The organism is Limnobaculum parvum, assembly GCF_003096015.2.
Lineage (GTDB): Bacteria > Pseudomonadota > Gammaproteobacteria > Enterobacterales > Enterobacteriaceae > Limnobaculum > Limnobaculum parvum.
The window spans coordinates 2,624,229-2,641,821 of record NZ_CP029185.2; the positions used below are offsets into that span (position 1 = coordinate 2,624,229).

Genomic DNA, 17,593 nt, shown 5'->3' on the forward strand with positions numbered 1-17,593 from the left:
AAATTGACTAATTTAGATGGCGACAGAAGTAGTCAGCCCCATCGCGCAGGGCTCGATCGGCACTCTTCATCATGCGGGAATAGTGCAAAAAGGCGTGCAGGGTTCCAGAATACATCTGGTAGCAACAAGGCTGTTGATGCTCACGCAACGTTTGATACAGCGCTCTACTATCATCAATTAACGGGTCAAACTCCGCTCCGGCAATAAAACAAGGCGAAATATCATGAGTTAAGTCATTATTAAATATGCAATAGTAAGGTGATTCCTTATCTTGTTCATTCGCCAAATAAGCTTGCTCATACTCTTCCAAATCTTTTTGGGTTAGCCCATCCCAACTGCCACCGTACAGACGTCTGGTCATGGAATCACGTAAACCATATAGTCCATAGTAGAGCAACACACCCGCGATACGACCACAATCAATGCCACGATCCCGCAGCCACAGGGTGGTAGCAAATGACAACATCGCACCAGCCGAATCGCCTGCGAACCCAATCTGCTGCATATTTAACTGATAATCCTGAGCGTGAGCATAAAAATATTGGCAGGCAGCAACCGTCTCTTCAATCGCCTGCGGAAATCGCGCTTCGGGAGAAAGTGAATAATCTATCCCTATCACCGCGCAACCGGTGTAATGTGCCAACAGGCGCATAATCCGATCGTGAGTATCGAGATTGCCGACAATAAAACCACCACCATGTAAATAAAAAAGTGTGGCCCGGGTTTTGTGTTGTGGATAATATATTCTCGTCCCAATTTCACCATATTTATTGGCTATTTTTACCGATTGCGCTTTTACCATTTCTGGCCCTTCACTATTCCAATATTTACGCTCGTCAATATAACTTTGGCGAATCATTTCATAATCTGAATTAGCGGGTTGAGGTTTGGCATTTTGTAATTGAAATTGCAATACATCGCGCATTTCCTGAGAAATACACTCAAGAACATTCACTTTATTTTCCGGCTTCATTTTATCCTCCTCGCAGATATCGATTAATTTTATTGATTCTCTGAAACCGAACTAAGATCCACACCACAAAAAAGTAATTCAATGAAATTTAGAATAAAAATCGCTGATAAATTGATTGGCAAACAGAAGCTAACACAGAGAAATACCTCACCCTTTATCAATAAATGATGATGACCAATAAAAATAGTTAATAATTATTTAAATGTCACAAATAATCATTTTAAATTACGCCAGAGACACCTTGCTGAAACAATGGATTAACATTATCAATTAATTGATATTTTTATAAAAAATAGTATAAAAACACATAGTTCTTTGGGGCATGATTAGGTATATTCAGGCGAATTGATAATAAAAAACTTAAATATCAATATATCGTCGTGACATCTATTTATTGCTCTAAAAAAATAGATAAATGTTGGCAATATTATAGGTTAGTAGTCCTGATGAAATAGGTGAGAATATGTACAGACAGTATGTTCAAGAACCTTTATACCTTTCCATCGCCCGCTGGGTAATGCAGCAAAGTCGTTGGATTAGTGCAACAGAGATTGCAGAGCACTTCGAGCTAACGCCGTGTAAAGCCATCAATACCGTTTCTTATATTCTTTCTGCCGTTGATGAGATAACCTGCAAAACCAAAAGCGTACCTAATCAGCTTGAAGGCCGTGGCTGCCAGTGTCAGCGTCTGATTCAGGTGAGCCACATTGATGAGGTAATCACCACCCGCATCAAGAATGCCGTCAACAGCGAAACTGAACACGATCCCGTTTCACGTTTGGATCCCTCTCTGCGAGTTCCCCCTCCGGAATTGAATCGTGAACAAAAATGGCAATGGATGCTTTCTAAAGGACAACGTAAGTAATCATCCCCGTTAGCTGACCTGACGGGCTTATCTCTACGCCCTGTCAGGCACTCTATCCCCAGCGACTCTGCCTATAAAACCGGCAAACGGTTAAGTCGCTGGTGTGTGCAGGGATAAATCTGTTATAATCGCTAAGTAAACTTGGGGCTGATTCTGGATTCGACGGGATTTGCGAAACCCAAGGTGCATGCCGAGGTGCGGTAGGCCTCGTTAATAAACCGCAAAAAAATAGTCGCAAACGACGAAAACTACGCACTAGCAGCTTAATAACCTGCTCAGAGCCCTCTCTCCCTAGCCTCCGCTCTTAGGACGGGGATCAAGAGAGGTCAAAACCAAAAGAGATCGTGTGGATACCTTGCTTGGGGTTGAAGCATTAAAACTAATCAAGCTAGTCTGGTAGTGGCGTGTCTGTCCGCAGCTGCTAGGCGAATGTAAAGACTAGACTAAGCATGTAGTGCCGACGGTGTAGAAATTTCGGACGCGGGTTCAACTCCCGCCAGCTCCACCACTTTTAGTGAGACAGTGATAAGACAACAGTATTTAAAACAGTAAGTTAGCGTTTTAAGTTGGACATCACTGAGACACAATTAAGACTTGAAATGATCCACAGGTGATCCGCGGATCAGATTTGACTCAAAGAGATATCCAAGACTATAGTCAGCTCATACCAGCAAATTCTGGTATCGAGATTGACCTCTCGGATATCCAAAAGGCGCATATACCGCGCAGGCGGTTTTTTTATGCGTTAAACACGGCTACATGTATATGGTGGACTGTGTTAGGGCAGAGAAATCTGCGCCGGAATCCTTTTGGCCGGTAAGGTCAACCTTGCACAGTTCACCACCCATCGATTGACCTCGTAAGTGGTGATTTCCAAGACCAAAAGGAAAATCACAAATGAATAATCAATTATCAGTTTCAAGCCTTCCCTCTATTACCCACAATAGTCAGCCTGTAATTACTACCGAATTATTAGCTCAATTATATGGAGCTGATATAGTTCGTATTCGTCAGAATCACCAGCGAAATACTTCCCGCTTTGTATGTGGTAAACATTATTTTAAAGTCACAGGTAAAGATCTTGATGATTTGCGAGTATCTTTAAGCTACCCGCAAATCTCGCCTAAAACTCGAACACTTATCCTTTGGACAGAACGTGGAGCCTGCCGGCATGCAAAGATGCTGGAAACCGATCAGGCATGGGACGTATTTGAGAAGCTGGAAGATAGCTATTTCCAGAAGAGACAAGAACCAACCCTATCAACCCGCTTTCTCGTTTCTATTGAGAATGGACGCCAAACAGTTATGGCTGTTCCTGAAGATGCCTGCGTTATGTCAGTAAAAGGAATGGCTGCTAAGGTGGCCACTGGTGAAATGTATGTGACGAGTGAGGAATTGTATTCATTTATCACTGCTGCTGTAGATCAGCTTTACCGGCGCAATGAATATCTAATGAATAAATCAGCATAGGTAGGATTTGAAAAGAGCCGCTGATGATCTGCGGCTTTCTATTTTTATTATGTTCTTGGGATCGCTCGGTGCATATCTCCGGATTTTGTGATTAAATCTTGGTTAATTTTAGGTTTGGGTGAAAAATAGATGGTATCGCACAAAAAAAACTCATTTGATATAGCCAGGCACGTAGCTGCCCTGATGGTTATCTTCTCTCATCATTTTGCTTTATCAGGGTTGCCTGAACCTAGTTTCCTTGGATTTGAGACATATGGTGGACTTGCTGTATTAATTTTCTTTTCAATATCTGGTTTTTTAATTTCTAAATCAGCAATGAGAAGTGATGACTTCATATCATTCACTGCAAAGAGAATAAGGAGAATTTTTCCTGCACTGATAGGTTGTGCTATTGTTATCAATATATTTTTAGGGAGCATATATTTTCCTGATGCTAGCTTTATTCATTACCTAAGCAGAGCAGTAAAAACTATTTCATTAAATGGTTTTAATGTATTCATCACATCTAAGGATTTCACCCATACAGACTTATTGAATGGTAGTTTATGGACATTACCATTAGAAGTGGCTTGTTATATGATTGTAGGTTGTGTGATCATTTTTAGTAAAAAGCCACAATATTTTGTTGCAGTGTTATTAATAATATTATTTGGCGCTATATACACCTTATCTTTTAATGTTAATATTCAGGTCTTATCCATCCCTGTTAATCTATTCTTCACTAGAGCGTTAGCTTTCTTTATCGGTAGTGTGATGGCTATGTATTACGAAAAATGGAATAAAATTAGCATCAAATTATTTTTAATATCATTTTTAGCTTTTTATATGTATGGTGTTAAAGAAAGTCCTGTTAATTATATAATCTCTGCCTATGCGCTTTTTAGCGTGCTTACAATTATTATTTGCACTTCATTTCATGAAAAAATAATATCTGGAAGATTCGATTATTCCTATGGAATATATATATATGCATTCCCAATGCAGCAATTAATCATTCATAAAACAAATTTCTCATTTTACGAAGGGATGGCAATAACAACGGTGATTGTTGTCATTATAGCAGCCATTTCATGGCATCTTATCGAGAAAAGATTTTTAGCAAGAAGTAAAAAATAAAATACTGCCCTATAGATGAGTAATACACCTATAGGGCGTTATTAATTATTTTTTGAAGGCTCCAAGAAGTTTAACTGAATAGCCAGACGTTATCAGATCTCCAACTGTATCTGTTAACTGTATAATTGCAGCCCCTCCCACTCCAATGACAGTAGGAAAAGTTACACTTCTACGAAGTGGCGTCCCTGAAAATCCTCCTGAGATTACATCGGTACCATTAACCCTTAACACAATGACTCCGGTAGTAGTTTGCCCGCCATTTATGGCACAAGATGCACCTGATAAAATCCCATCATCAATAGTTATGGCATTACTAATACTGGTATCATTTGCGCTCGCGCCACCTTTAAAGTTGTATAACCGCATTGCAGTAAACGCAGGTGAGAACTTATTGTAAGCGGGCCCCCAGTTTACATTTTCACAATCCTTCGTCTCTATCTCCATTGACCCGCTAACTGTTCCTGGTAATCCAGAATCAAAGTATTTAACAATAGCCCTTGCAGTATTATTATCCCATTTCAATCTTGTATGACTGCCATAGCTAGCTATTAACGTTGTTAGATCTTTAAATACACATTCGCTTATTTCATTTCTATCACCGCCTTGCAAAACAACACCTGTTTGTGAGGATGTAATTTCTACATAACGGCTAAATGATCGCCTTAAGCATGATGCTGTTAATGCAGGGGTACATGTAAATCCAATAAGATTACCGAATACTGGATCAGTGATATTTCCTGTTACGGCTGAAATTGTATGTTCAGCGCCAGAGTCAAGCATTATCTTTAATCCCACTACTGGAGCCGGGCTGCCGCTATAAACCGGAATATATGCTGCTCCACTATCAAACCGATATATTCGATCATATGCAGATACTCGTGAGTAAAAATCTATATCATCTCTCTCGCAAATATTATTTTTAATCGTAGCATCATTTGTATTTATCAATTCTAATGCGATTTTGCATGAAATTGTTTTTGTTGACATTATTGTTAAATTCTTGGGGTTTAATGTGCTTTGAGATGCAGAGCCAGTACACGATATCCCCACAAGGCTATTAATAACACGCGTTCCCGTCACATCAATATTAGGACTATTATTTACAATACCTATGCCTTTTTGTGTATTTGAGATAATACCACCAATAACGGCACCTCTTTGGTTTGATTCAACTGTCTCAAACTCTACGCCATAAAGACCAATATATTTCATTAATGGGTTTGTTACTAAAGCCGATTTAACCCCAGTCCCACCGACACCAGATTGAACCTGGCAATTTGTCATGACTGGGTTTTCGACATGGTAATCATCAATATTGATGTGAATTATACCCCACCCTTTTACATCTTTAATATTTGGGTTAACAGAATGGCACAGACCAGTACAATACATATACTCAATGCCTGAATCACCATCTGCAACAGGATCAACGCCACCATTAAACTTATCAAGTTTCGCACCAACAATAATTGCATCTGTAACTTTAGGGTTTGAGCAGCCATCAAATACAATAATTCCCCGATATTTATCGGCAAAAATGAAATTTGTATCAATAGTTAGGTCTGCGCCATTTCTAAACTCAACTGTTGGATTGGTTTTATCTTTAACCAGCAAATGAGTGCTGATGAATATATTATGTGGGATGACAATATGACCGCCAGTATCGCTTATTGCCTGTTGAATCGCTGTAATATCGTCTGTCACGCCATCACAAACCGCTCCCCACCCTCTAATATCACCTTCATCTCTCCAGCGGGCCAATTGAAATTCTGGATATTTTGTACTTCCTTCTGGGTCTTCTAATTCAGTGCGAAGTGCTGCATCCCCAACGCCCAGCCATTTACCAGCACCAATGCCACCCGAAGTTTCTGGGGTTGAACCAACAGGGACTGATTTTGGAAATTCGCCATCCCAGCGATAATATTCTCCATCGCCATCAGGAAGTTTCCAGCGCAAAACTTGGTTAGGAAGAGTTAATTCAGCTCCATCTTGAAATGAATCAATAGTTATATATCCATATTTAGATATTGCTTCTTGTGCCCATTTTTCTATGCCATACCATGTCTTTCGGGGTACGCCAAAACGATCATTCCATTCAATATTTACCCGATCGTTTGAGAGATGATCAAAGTTTTCCGCGTTATCATATAAATCCTTTGCGGCAGGTGACCCTAATGGATTACCGGTATTATATGTAGTCATATTTATCCTCATAAACAAAAAAACCGCCTAAGCGGTTTATGTATTGTGTTTTTTACGATGGCAACCCTGGGTAAACAGCATCGTCATAGATATAAAAATTAGATCGGTATTCATTAGCGGTTACTTGACACGTCCCATCATGCTGAGGTGCTATTTCAGAAACAATTGCATCATAACCAGCTCTTGTAGACGCACAAAAAATAAGGCGCGGAGGCTCAATAACAGGGTCGTTAATAACCATAGAATCGAATGCTGGTATATATGGCACTGCTAATTGATAATCACCAGCTTGGGTTGCCGTAATCAGCCCTGAAGCGGTACCATCTTGATAACGAATAAGGACTCTTGGGTTTTCGAATGTCCAATCAAGAAGTTCTGATACTGTTAATGTCGTCACTAAACCAACTGTGACAACACTTTCAATAAGGCATGATATTGTTTTATCGCCTGGAATATCATCCGTCAAAACTAAACGATCCCCTACGTTGTAACACATAGCATCCATTTCAGTTGTCAAACTAAAGGACAATCGCTGATACCGGTATTTCATCAAACGGCGCATACCAATTTGGTAGGCTCTATCCCTACTTAATACGCCATCCAAATTATAGCTTTCTACTTTTTCAGGGCTTGGATTACCAGCTGTTCGACATTGAACTACTTCTTCCGCCCACGTTGTCCCATTAACATAGGTTACATCAACACCACCGTAATCATCTTGTGATGGGGCTATAAATGCAGTTTGCAGATCGGTCGTCATTTCCTGAGGGCTAATAATACCTATCCAAGGTTTTATTCCTTCTCTCCCAACAGATGCCAACCCATCGGAAAGTAAGAAATAACTTTTACCGGCATTAGTAATCTTCTGTAGCATTTCCAGTGCAGAAATACTGTCAGTTGCGGCAAAATCAAAAAATTCGTTACCCGGCGTCCAATATGTATTTTCCAACTGATTTATCGTATCAGTATCCATATTCAGTCCGAGTGAATTACCCACATGATAAAGCGCTCCTGATAAACTGCGATCATTTCCATATTCATAAAGACGAGTTGCTACAATATTAACTCGTCGATCAGACTGTGCTGCCAGCTTACCGCCTGTTTCGACTGTTACTCCCATTGTAGTAACACCAGCATATGATGTTGGCCGGTTTAATAACCTCCCTCTGAGGGCTTGCCAGTACATACTATCTCTCGCATTGTCGCTGCCCTGTTCATTCCTGCGACGACAACGCACCTCAACAAGCCCGGCGTTGGCAGCAATGAGAGAATCGAAGCTGGAAAGAATGGAATTATATTAGGATTAGGAATAAGTTTCGGCTTATTTATAGCTATTCCTGAGTTTTTAAATTCAAGTTTTGAATGGAACATATCCATGGGATTTGGGCTTGGTATTTATTCTATTATCATTACAGTTATATGAGCTTTAATAGGAGCCTTTTTATCCATAGAGTTGGAGGAAAGAAAATACCGTGGTAAACCACCAAGATTTTTTAGAGTAAGAAATATATAAACACTTAGGATAACTACTAACCAATTATATTCTAATAATATGTTAATTATTAATATATAAGATTACCTAACGTTTACCTTATTAATGAAATTATTTATTAGTCAATCTAAAAATACTCTGCAGCAAGGCATGATCACATCTGATAACCCGTTAAGAAAAAAATACGGACTTAATGCTTTTGAAAATTAGTTGCTAAAAGATCTCACTAAATATGCAAAAAACCATATTCTAAACCGAATATTACACTAGTCATCGATTTTAGATATTCTTTATCCAGTAATTGACGATAGCTTGTGAAGCAGCATAATTCTCTTTATCGACAAAGAAAAAGGTGTAGCACAATTAAGTATGATTATTTAGCTAGGAATGGTAGGTACTGAATTCATGGACTGAAAACGAATTGCACCTTTTGCCCAGCGGTCTCCCAACCTTGCTGCATTATTCAATTCATTTGGATTAGATAATAACCAAGTCGCAAATTTTTTCTTCACTGTCTTTGAAGAATATTGTTTTTGGCAGTATTCAATAAATTCTTGAACTCGAATTCCAATATCATCTGGAAAAATAAACCCCACCTCTTCTGCATATCGAATTTTTTCAACATATTGAAGATAATTTGGTAGAGCAACATTTTTTGACCAAGCAACCATTGGCATAGATACCGCACATATTCGAGATCTTCTGGGTAAATAAGACACACATGGGTCTAAAATAACTCCATTTGCTTCAACCCAATAGTGACTAGGTTGAACCATATCACCACCACTAAAACCCTCTAGCAAAGCTTTTCGACCATCAGCAGATAGGGTAAACGCTCCCATATTCCCACCTACTATAACGGCTTTAACTCCTTTGCTTATAAGTATTGCATGAATTGCACACGCACTATATAAGCATCTAGCATCATAATCTTCAGGAAAACTATTTTTTATACACCAGTCTATAACGGCAAATAAATTCTCAATTTTAACGTCACTGATTTGCAAAATAAACTCTCCTTTTCCATGTTAATTATTTAAATTTAACTATATATCAATTAGTTATTAATTTAACAAATGGGTGCAGCCCCTTAGCGAATTAATAAAAGACATAATGTCACAAGTCCCCTTCGAGGACCTTTTCTATTTCCCGTAAAGCGCATCATCAAACTCAGCAGTGCTTCCGGCGAACAAATTTTCCTCCACGGCAAATGCTTCCTGCTTGAATCCTGCAATTTTTAGTTTACGGATGATTCGTGCAGGGTAGCCATTATGTCCAATACTTTGTATCCAGATATCATTAATTTCGGCCTCACGAACTTCCTGCATTGCATCACAAATCATGTTCATTTCCTGCAACTGATATGAATATCCTTTGTCATAATCCTCAGGAAATTTATAGCACCCTGCGTCTAACAAGGTGTAGAGTCCAGCTAGTTTTTCAGGGGTAGTCCACTGGTGGAACTGCTCACGAGCCTGTTCAGCATCTCTTATGCTTTCATTCTCGCTCTGGATAACGTCCATTATGTGCACCGGCACCACAGCAGAACTGCCCCCATTTATATAGTCATGCAGCTTACTTTTCAGCTTGTCATAATCCCACGCTATCTTCCAAATATCATTTAACTGAACAAAATCCATCGTAGATAAGCCTGGTACGGAAATAGGAAGTCCAATTTCCACCGCCATATCACGGGTTTGCTGAATCAGCATTAAAGCTTTACTCAGTTCTCTGTTACTAATGTCATATTTAGATTTAATTGAGGCTTTCACGTTATCGAAATCTACATCTCTCCAAGTTACACGCGGAGGCAGCTGACGCGCTATTATCATAAGCTCCTCCCTACTCAAGTGACGAGTAAATGTTCCCGTTCTATATTCGGAGATCAGCCAGTCTGTCAAATAATGGAGAGCATCAAGTTGTTCCCGGATTAGTTCGAATACCTCGCGTAGAACCTGTATGTTAATGACACTTACATCGGTCAAGTGCTTGACTGCTTCTGTACTGTAACTATACCGGAAAGTCTGGCCAGTCGGATCTGTATCAGCGATGCATTTGATCAACGGAGTAAGTGGCTGAAGCAGTTCGACATAGCGACGGTCTGTAACGACTGCACCGACAACAAAAAAATCCCACAAAAGCTGAATATCATGCCCATTAAGTACCTTTTCCAGTTTATCGTCTGTTGCCAGTGGCTGTTTGCGTATTTTTGACAATCTGACCAGATCCTGAATTTGTCCTTTTATCGTGAGCTCGACCGAATGTCGCAGGCTGAAACATATCGGGTAAATAAGAGTGTCCAGCGCCCCTCGGTGCTGTTCCAGATCTTCAATAAGCAGCGTAACACTGTCAGCGAAACCATCAGCGTAGAAATAGATATCAGGTGAACCGTTATTTCCAACACAAGCGTTATAATTAATGCGCGATCGGTCACCTCGAAATAGAGTATTCCAGTTAAGAGCTGGACGGGTAGTTGTAGCCTCAGCTCGCGAATCACTATCAGTCATATACAAACCTCTTAAATATCAAAATATTATTCTAATAATACAATAATAACTCAATCAATTCTTTGGGCTCTGTAGGATCCACCGGAAGTCAAAAAAATAAATAATAATCCAGAGCCCATTCAGGGTATACCTACGATACCTAATACTCTGTCTGGATAGCTGATACTTCATTATTGAGGTGTTTTACTACATGGGCGGGGCTTTTTCGTCAAGAAGGTAGTTTAAAAATAGATTTAATTATAGCTCCTCGTACTGAGAGAAACTGGCTTAACACAGTACTTTGTGGTTGGTACTATAAACACACCTGTTTTAGTACCATTCACATTGTATATCGTGAAGCGGACATATTACCCAATACTCACGTCACCAAATTTAATACCAACGCAGACTCTAATACCACTCCCCCTCTCTCTGATGACGAACAGCAATCACAGTAATCACTTCCTGTTCAATTTCAGACAAAAGAACGTACCCTGAAAACGTCCCCAAGATACGATCGGCACACGGAAAATAGGCGCAAGAACTTCAACCCTACGCCCGTCCCAAGGAGAAGACGATATATATTCCAGTCCTTTCTGTAAGGCAGCAAATGCATTCTCAGCAATGTTAAGCCCCTGTCTTCTCCCATATCCAACAAGAATTGATATAATCGCTAGAGCTCTTCCTCAGCATCGAGTGTAAAGCGAACGTCTATATTCACTTCTGCTTCACCTTGGCTTCATTAAGCTTTGTAGATAAAGCAGATAACACATCGGTAGCAGAACGATACTCTCCAGTCTCTCTGGATTTATCTCGCGAATTCATCGCATTTTGAATAAATTCATTATTCATTTGCCGTTGCTCAATTTGCTTGATAATAGCCTTCTCAATAAAGCCAGATATCGATTCTCCGTCATAAAGTGCTCTTTCTGCCGCACTTCTCAACTCCGGACTTACACGTAGTGATGGGAAACTGGCAGTTTTCATAATGACCTCTATCTGTGGTACTCCGGATTAGATGCATTGCACTATGAGTAAAAATCAACCAACTGATTTTTCATCATCCCCCAATAATCAAAAAACCTATAATTATAAGGAAAAAGATCACCACCTTTTTGTACAAGTAATAAAATGCCGATACAAAAGAATACTCAAACTAAAAACCATAAAAAAGGCGCATTACGCGCCTTTCCAAAACTCAAGCCACTCACCCACCAGCAAGTAGCCCTTCAATTAAAACTGATAAACGAACGCCACCGAAACAATATCGTCCGTCGATATATCCGCGCTCTTAGTGAATTCGTTGCTATCAAGCATATTGATCTTATAGTCGATCTTAGTGGTGAAATTGTTGTTGAAGTGGTAATAAGCACCAACATCAATATAGTTAACCAGATCTTCGTTATCGTAAGTTTTACTGCCTACGCTATGACCTAGGTCTTTACCTTTGGAGTAAACCCACGCCAACGACGGTTGCAGGCCGCTGTTAAACTGATACTGAGCCACCAATTCTACGTTCTGAGTTTTATTAGCAATAAATTCATCACCATACTCAGTCATATTGTAGGTTTGCCCATAGATGGCAGCCAAATACAAATCGTTTGCATCATATTTGATACCGGCATTCGCTCCGTCAGCACGGTCACCCAAGCCATCTTTCGACTGAGTGTCAGTACGGTCAGATGAAGCATAAGCAGCACCAACAGAAAGCCCCATGCCTAAATCATAGGTAGAGGACATACCCCAGCCGTCGCCGTTGCTATCGGTTCTATTACGGTCATTGGAATCGTTGCGTCCCTGATACTGAACGGCAAAATCCAGCCCCTGAACGGCACCAAAGAGGTTTTTATTACGATAAGTTGCCAGATTAGCCGCGCGCTGAGTCATAAAGCCATCGGTCTGCTCATAGGAATCGCCACCGAACTCAGGCAAAACGTCCGTCCAGCCGCCAACGTCATACAGGATCCCGTCGTTACGACCGTAGTCGAAAGAGCCTAAATCACCAAATTTAATACCCGCGAATGCATAACGCGTGGTGGAATTATTCGCACCGCTGTTTTCGCTTGAACTAGCGTTAAGTTGTGTCTGATAGTAGCCGTAACCCATGATTTGCTCAGTGACCTGAGTTTCTCCACGAATACCAAAACGAGCATAGCTGTTGTCGCCATCTTGCTCTTTATCATTAGAGAAATAGTGGTTACCTTGAATTTGTCCCGAGAAGTCTAACTTATTGCCGTCTTTATTATAAAGCTCCGCCGCATTTGCTGTACCCGCCACCATAATAATAGGTAACAGCCCTACCAACAGTTTATTGTTTCTCATTATTCTTTTCCTTGATTGATCTTGCCTAAATATCACCTGTAGCACTGCAGAGGACAGAGAAAATATGAGATATCAGACCCTATACTCAACCGCGGATTTTATTGAATCAAACAATAGGTTAATAAACAACATATAATAATTATTTTCATTATCATTTAAAGAAAAAAGAGGACGGCTTAATGGCAGGGATATTGATAAACTAAATACAGTAAAGGGGCTTTCGCCCCTTTACTAAAATCATCGTTTAACGCTTATAAATCAGTCGTCTTTACCATCATCAGGTTTCGCATCAGGGTTCTGTTTTTCAGCTTTTTCTTTATGTCCACCTTGCTTTTTATCAGAACGTTTTTTATCACTTCTGGCTTTGCGTTCTTCAGACGACTTTTTATCGCCCCTTTCTTTACGATCTTCCGGCTTCACGTCAGGACGTTGCTTATCGCCTTGCTCTTTACGATCTTCTGATTTGCCATCAGGGCGCTGTTTATCACCTTTTCCTCGGTGACCTTCTGGTTTTCCATCAGGATGTTCGCCTTTTTCTCTACGCTCATCCTTTTTCGCATCAGAACGCGTATTATCACCTCGGTCTTTATGACCATCTGGCTGACCAGATGAATGCCTTTCGTTATGCTGTGTATCTTGAGATTGCTGTGCACTATCTGGCTCGGCAAATGCGCTGAAGCTGCCCGTTAATAATGCTGCGCTAAATAGACCGATAACCATAGCTTTTGATTTCATCATATTTCCTTATTAGTGTGATAATGCCCTCTACGCTTATCAAAATATACCAAGGCATTTCACCGTCAATGCGCTTTACGCTTCCTTAACAGAATTTTCGCTTCCTTATCGATTGATATATAAAAATAATTTAGATGAGTAATTATTAATCGGAAATGCGGTAAATCGTTCATTCCAATTAATCTGTTTAAGACGTAATAATAGTGTCATGGTCGATTACAACTCATTATCTTGCCGTTTGGCTAATAAGTATCTTTTCTGCACTTCTGTTTTCGTCGCTAGTTAAAATGATTCAATAAATTAATTCGCTGCCTGATTATTTTTAGAAAACGTCATATATTGCAGCAGTGATATTTTTATCGAACCACCACATCCTGACGTATCGTGATTAATAACAGTATAAAAAATCAAATAAAAAGGGCTGCGATCATCGATTGCAGCCCTTTTACTCAGTGATTACTAGAACTTATATTTAAATCCAACGGTAACCGCCGTGTCGCTATAACCATCATCACCCAGTTGCTGGGCCACGTTAGTCCACAGGTTGATGTACTTATTCAGTTGGCCTTCGGCCCCCAGCTTCAGTTCACCAATGTTCGCGCTTCCCGCCTGTTTAATAGCCACGCCGTCCATGGTGGCACCCGCCTGTTCGGTGTTGTGCAGCCAGTTGGCTTCGGTATACACGGTAAACAGTTTGTCGCTGCCTTTGTCCATATCGCTCACGCCATCACGGGATAACTTCACGCCCAGACGCGTCTGAACATTATTGTTGTCATCAGAGGTCACGCGGGTGCCGTTGGCTTCCTTATGATCGTCAGCGTTGATACCGCTCCACGTGATCTGCGCCTGTGGGGTCACAAACACATTGCCGTTTTCACCCTGATAAACCGGAATACGATAGCCGCTTTCAACCGAGGCGCTCCATCCATTAATATCGTAGCTTTCACTGGATAGCTGCTCACCGTCCACCGAGGCATTTAACATGCTGTATTGTACCCAACTGTCGACATACAGACCGTCCAGCGTTTTCGCATCCTGATACCACGTGGCGTAAACGCCGCCGCTGTAACCATCGACTTGGCCTCGGGAGTTATAACCACTGCGGTGATTACGACTCTGGCTGTCTGACTTACCGTAACCTAACATCAAGCCAACGCCTAAACGATCGGTATCCGAAAACTGAGTTTGCGCCACTTCACCGCCGCCCTGTACCACATAGGTATTGGTGGCGGTTTTAATTTGCCCGCTGTTATCTCTAAACTTGGTACGGTCTCCCTGCTGACGCAGCCACATGCTGGAGTTCTCTGCCCGACCTTCACGGTCTTCTAAACGCAGATTAAACATCTTGCTGGCTGCCGCCATATTCGCCATGTAGCTACCGGCTTCCGGACGAATCGTTGGTGAAAGCGGCGTTGGATTAGGTGTCGGCACTGGATCCACCGTCGGTTCTGGTGTCGGTGTTGGCTTCGGTTCTGGGGTCGGTTCCGGTATTGCCCCAGAATGGAGATACCAGCCACCGTCATTTTGATTTTTAGCCAACTGATATTCATAGGCACCCGCAACCGCACGGCCTTTCAGCGCAAAGCTACCGTCTGACTGGCCGGCAACCGACACCAGTTGGATACCATTAATCGTTTGTGCACCGGTACCGCCCGCATTTTTAACTTGAATAGCAGTATCACCGCTGGTGTTGCCCTGAACCACTAACTTGTCGCTTTGTGAATTATCATCCCCCAGCGCCACGTTCATGTTGAGAAGCCCGCCGTTACCGGTCATATCCCCCCTCACCGTTAGCGTGCTGAAGTCAGTACCCGATGCGCGATAGCTGTTGCCTGGCGTATAATTGACCTGTCCACCAAGGTTCAGCGAAGCCACATCAGCATCACCGGTCAGGTTCCACAGGCTGCTGCCGTCAACACTGATATTGTTGGCATTGCGCGCAGCACCGTCCCAGATTGAGCCATTGGTCAGGGATAAATTGGCAATATTATCCTGCTCGGCCTGAATATCGCCGGTTAGGATAGTCTGGTTATCCGCCGTCATATTGACGGTACTTGTCAACAACGTACCGTTGGGAATATCGGAGATCGCATTAATCAGAATACCGTTGCCGCCTGTCACTTTAGAACCATTTATCACATCGACATTCAGGTTGATACCGTTGGCGGTGAGCCCGTTGCCTAACGCACTATTTAACGACGTGTTATCTAACTGGACACTGACATCTTGGCCAAAACCCATAGGGCTATAAGAACCATTAGTCATATTGGCAGTAGCAGCATAAATTCCATCAGCATTAGCGCCGCTGGTTGATACCTGGCTGTCTTTTACCAGAATAGTACTGCCATTTTGAACATTGATACCATGAGCGCCAACGCCTGTTGACTCGGCCCGAATATTATTCGCCGTAATGTTTGAAATATTGTTAGCCAATAGCAGGCTTGATGATTCACCCGACGTGGTAATAGCAGAGTCTGCCACCGTAATGCGGCCATATAGATCGGTGGAAATACCTTGGCTACCCACTCCCGCAGTAGTTATGGTCATATTAGATGCATCAACAACAGCGTAGCTAGAATCTTTAGACGAATAACCGCTAACTAGTAAAGCCGGGGAATTGTCTCCGTTAGTGATAATGTCAACATTATCAATGGCGGTTTTACCCATAGTGCGTATCCCAACGCTTTTATTTCCATGGGTCGTTATTTTAGCCTCGCTAACATCAAGCTCACCCGCCTTCAAAGAACGCCACTGATTACTATTTATGCCGTCACCATTAGTGACATCATAGGCCCCACCTTTAATCTTAAGTGTACCGCCGTCTAAATAAACTAAACCAACGTTACCACTGACATCATTAATCGCCCTATAGTTAATATTTTCATCAAGCACAGCCGTGACATTAACGTTAGTTAATGTTGTCATTCCCTGCCCTGACGGCGAAGACAAACTTATTGCACTACGTCCACCGGTCTGGTTAATCGTAGCATCACTCATATTTAGGGTAGAAGAATCACTAGTTATCCCAGCATTTTGTGAGCCAATCGTAGCCGTTACATTTAAGTCATTAAGCGTAAGGTTAGTATTAGAGGAGGCATTTATTAACTGACTAAATACTGAATCAGCTGAGGTCGTAAAGGTAGTCTTATTCAGAATAGCCGTTGAATTTTCAAGGTATATACCCGAATTATAACCTGAAGATGCTATAAAGGTATTGTTAACACCAGTTAGCATTGTACCGGCAGTGTTCATATCTGTTATATCGATAAGTTTGCCACCGGCAGATGTCATCGTTGAGTTATTTAACGATATTTTTGCACCATCTGCACCAGATATACCTATCTGACCACCCGTTATCTGAATATTACTTAGAGCAACTTCAGTACCAATCCCTGTCGCAGAAATACTCGCATTCGCATTTTCTAAATTGAATAATGCGCCATCTAAATTCAATGCACCGCCGTTTTCAACCATGACACCGGTTAAATAAGCCGATGATTCAAAACTGGTTGGCCCATTATTGCTTACTGTGCTGTTCGGATTTGTAACATAAATCAGATTAGTATTATCAGTAGCGCTACTATAAATTCCAGAGATGACAACGCTGCTGCCATCAGTAACGCTGGCTGTTCTATCAACTGCCCATACGGCAGGGCTTATTAACGGTAATAACAAACTGGCTAATAGTGTTTTACGGAAAACGGGCAATAAGATCCGATCACTTTCAGAACATACATTTCCTTTGTGCTTCATAACATATCCTTAATTCAGTTGATTAAGTTTTTGATATCAGAAAAAAAGAAAAATCGACTTACCCAATAATTATAATCATTAAATTAAGACAACATCTTAAAAATCAATATCAAATATTAAATTCACTTCACTTTTAATTATAATCAGCCTGCAATCATCGATTGCAGGCCTTTTACTTA

The 17,593-nt window shown here is 41.2% G+C and carries 11 protein-coding genes, 1 other RNA gene and 1 pseudogene; 4 read left to right on the plus strand and 9 right to left on the minus strand.

Annotated features, from left to right (window positions below; translation table 11 throughout):
• Positions 1-7 precede the first annotated feature (7 nt).
• Positions 8-973, minus strand: a complete 966-nt coding sequence (aes, locus tag HYN51_RS11015; RefSeq protein WP_108900067.1) for an acetyl esterase — start codon at positions 971-973, stop codon at positions 8-10.
• A 463-nt stretch (positions 974-1,436) separates the two neighbouring features.
• On the opposite strand from aes, the gene caiF reads away from it, so the two are divergent.
• From caiF to HYN51_RS11035, 4 genes are all read left to right on the plus strand, one after another.
• A complete protein-coding gene (gene caiF, locus HYN51_RS11020) occupies positions 1,437-1,838 on the plus strand; it encodes a carnitine metabolism transcriptional regulator CaiF (RefSeq protein ID WP_108900068.1) in 402 nt (133 codons plus the stop codon).
• Positions 1,839-1,981: 143 nt separating this feature from the next.
• Positions 1,982-2,346, plus strand: a transfer-messenger RNA (tmRNA) gene (gene ssrA / locus HYN51_RS11025).
• A gap of 389 nt (positions 2,347-2,735) precedes the next feature.
• Complete coding sequence (locus tag HYN51_RS11030; protein WP_108900069.1) at positions 2,736-3,308, plus strand: ORF6N domain-containing protein; 573 nt, start codon at positions 2,736-2,738, stop codon at positions 3,306-3,308.
• Positions 3,309-3,437: 129 nt separating this feature from the next.
• Positions 3,438-4,424 carry an acyltransferase family protein gene (locus HYN51_RS11035; RefSeq protein ID WP_108900070.1) on the plus strand — a complete coding sequence of 329 codons (987 nt, stop codon included), beginning with the start codon at positions 3,438-3,440 and terminating at the stop codon, positions 4,422-4,424.
• Between the two features lie 45 nt (positions 4,425-4,469).
• On the opposite strand, the gene HYN51_RS16375 is transcribed toward HYN51_RS11035, so the two are convergent.
• The 8 genes and pseudogenes from HYN51_RS16375 to HYN51_RS11075 all read right to left on the minus strand — a co-directional run bounded on the left by HYN51_RS16375 (position 4,470) and on the right by HYN51_RS11075 (position 17,414).
• Complete coding sequence (locus tag HYN51_RS16375) at positions 4,470-6,626, minus strand: tail fiber/spike domain-containing protein (RefSeq protein ID WP_157953031.1); 2,157 nt, start codon at positions 6,624-6,626, stop codon at positions 4,470-4,472.
• A gap of 52 nt (positions 6,627-6,678) precedes the next feature.
• Positions 6,679-7,899, minus strand: a pseudogene (locus HYN51_RS11045) (host specificity factor TipJ family phage tail protein); the annotation flags it as partial.
• A gap of 596 nt (positions 7,900-8,495) precedes the next feature.
• Positions 8,496-9,125 carry a hypothetical protein gene (locus tag HYN51_RS11050; protein WP_108900072.1) on the minus strand — a complete coding sequence of 210 codons (630 nt, stop codon included), beginning with the start codon at positions 9,123-9,125 and terminating at the stop codon, positions 8,496-8,498.
• A gap of 135 nt (positions 9,126-9,260) precedes the next feature.
• On the minus strand, positions 9,261-10,625 hold the full coding sequence (locus tag HYN51_RS11055; RefSeq protein ID WP_108900073.1) for a hypothetical protein: 1,365 nt from the start codon (positions 10,623-10,625) through the stop codon (positions 9,261-9,263).
• 696 nt (positions 10,626-11,321) lie between these two features.
• Entirely contained in the window at positions 11,322-11,591 is a 270-nt protein-coding gene (locus tag HYN51_RS11060; protein ID WP_108900074.1) for a YlcI/YnfO family protein, read from the minus strand.
• 246 nt (positions 11,592-11,837) lie between these two features.
• The gene (locus tag HYN51_RS11065; protein ID WP_108900075.1) at positions 11,838-12,926 is read right to left on the minus strand and encodes a porin; all 1,089 of its coding nucleotides are present in this window, start codon (positions 12,924-12,926) and stop codon (positions 11,838-11,840) included.
• Between the two features lie 258 nt (positions 12,927-13,184).
• On the minus strand, positions 13,185-13,664 hold the full coding sequence (locus tag HYN51_RS11070; RefSeq protein WP_157953032.1) for a hypothetical protein: 480 nt from the start codon (positions 13,662-13,664) through the stop codon (positions 13,185-13,187).
• 456 nt (positions 13,665-14,120) lie between these two features.
• Positions 14,121-17,414, minus strand: coding sequence for an autotransporter outer membrane beta-barrel domain-containing protein (locus HYN51_RS11075; RefSeq protein ID WP_108900077.1), 3,294 nt, complete (start codon positions 17,412-17,414; stop codon positions 14,121-14,123).
• Between the last annotated feature and the right edge of the window lie 179 nt (positions 17,415-17,593).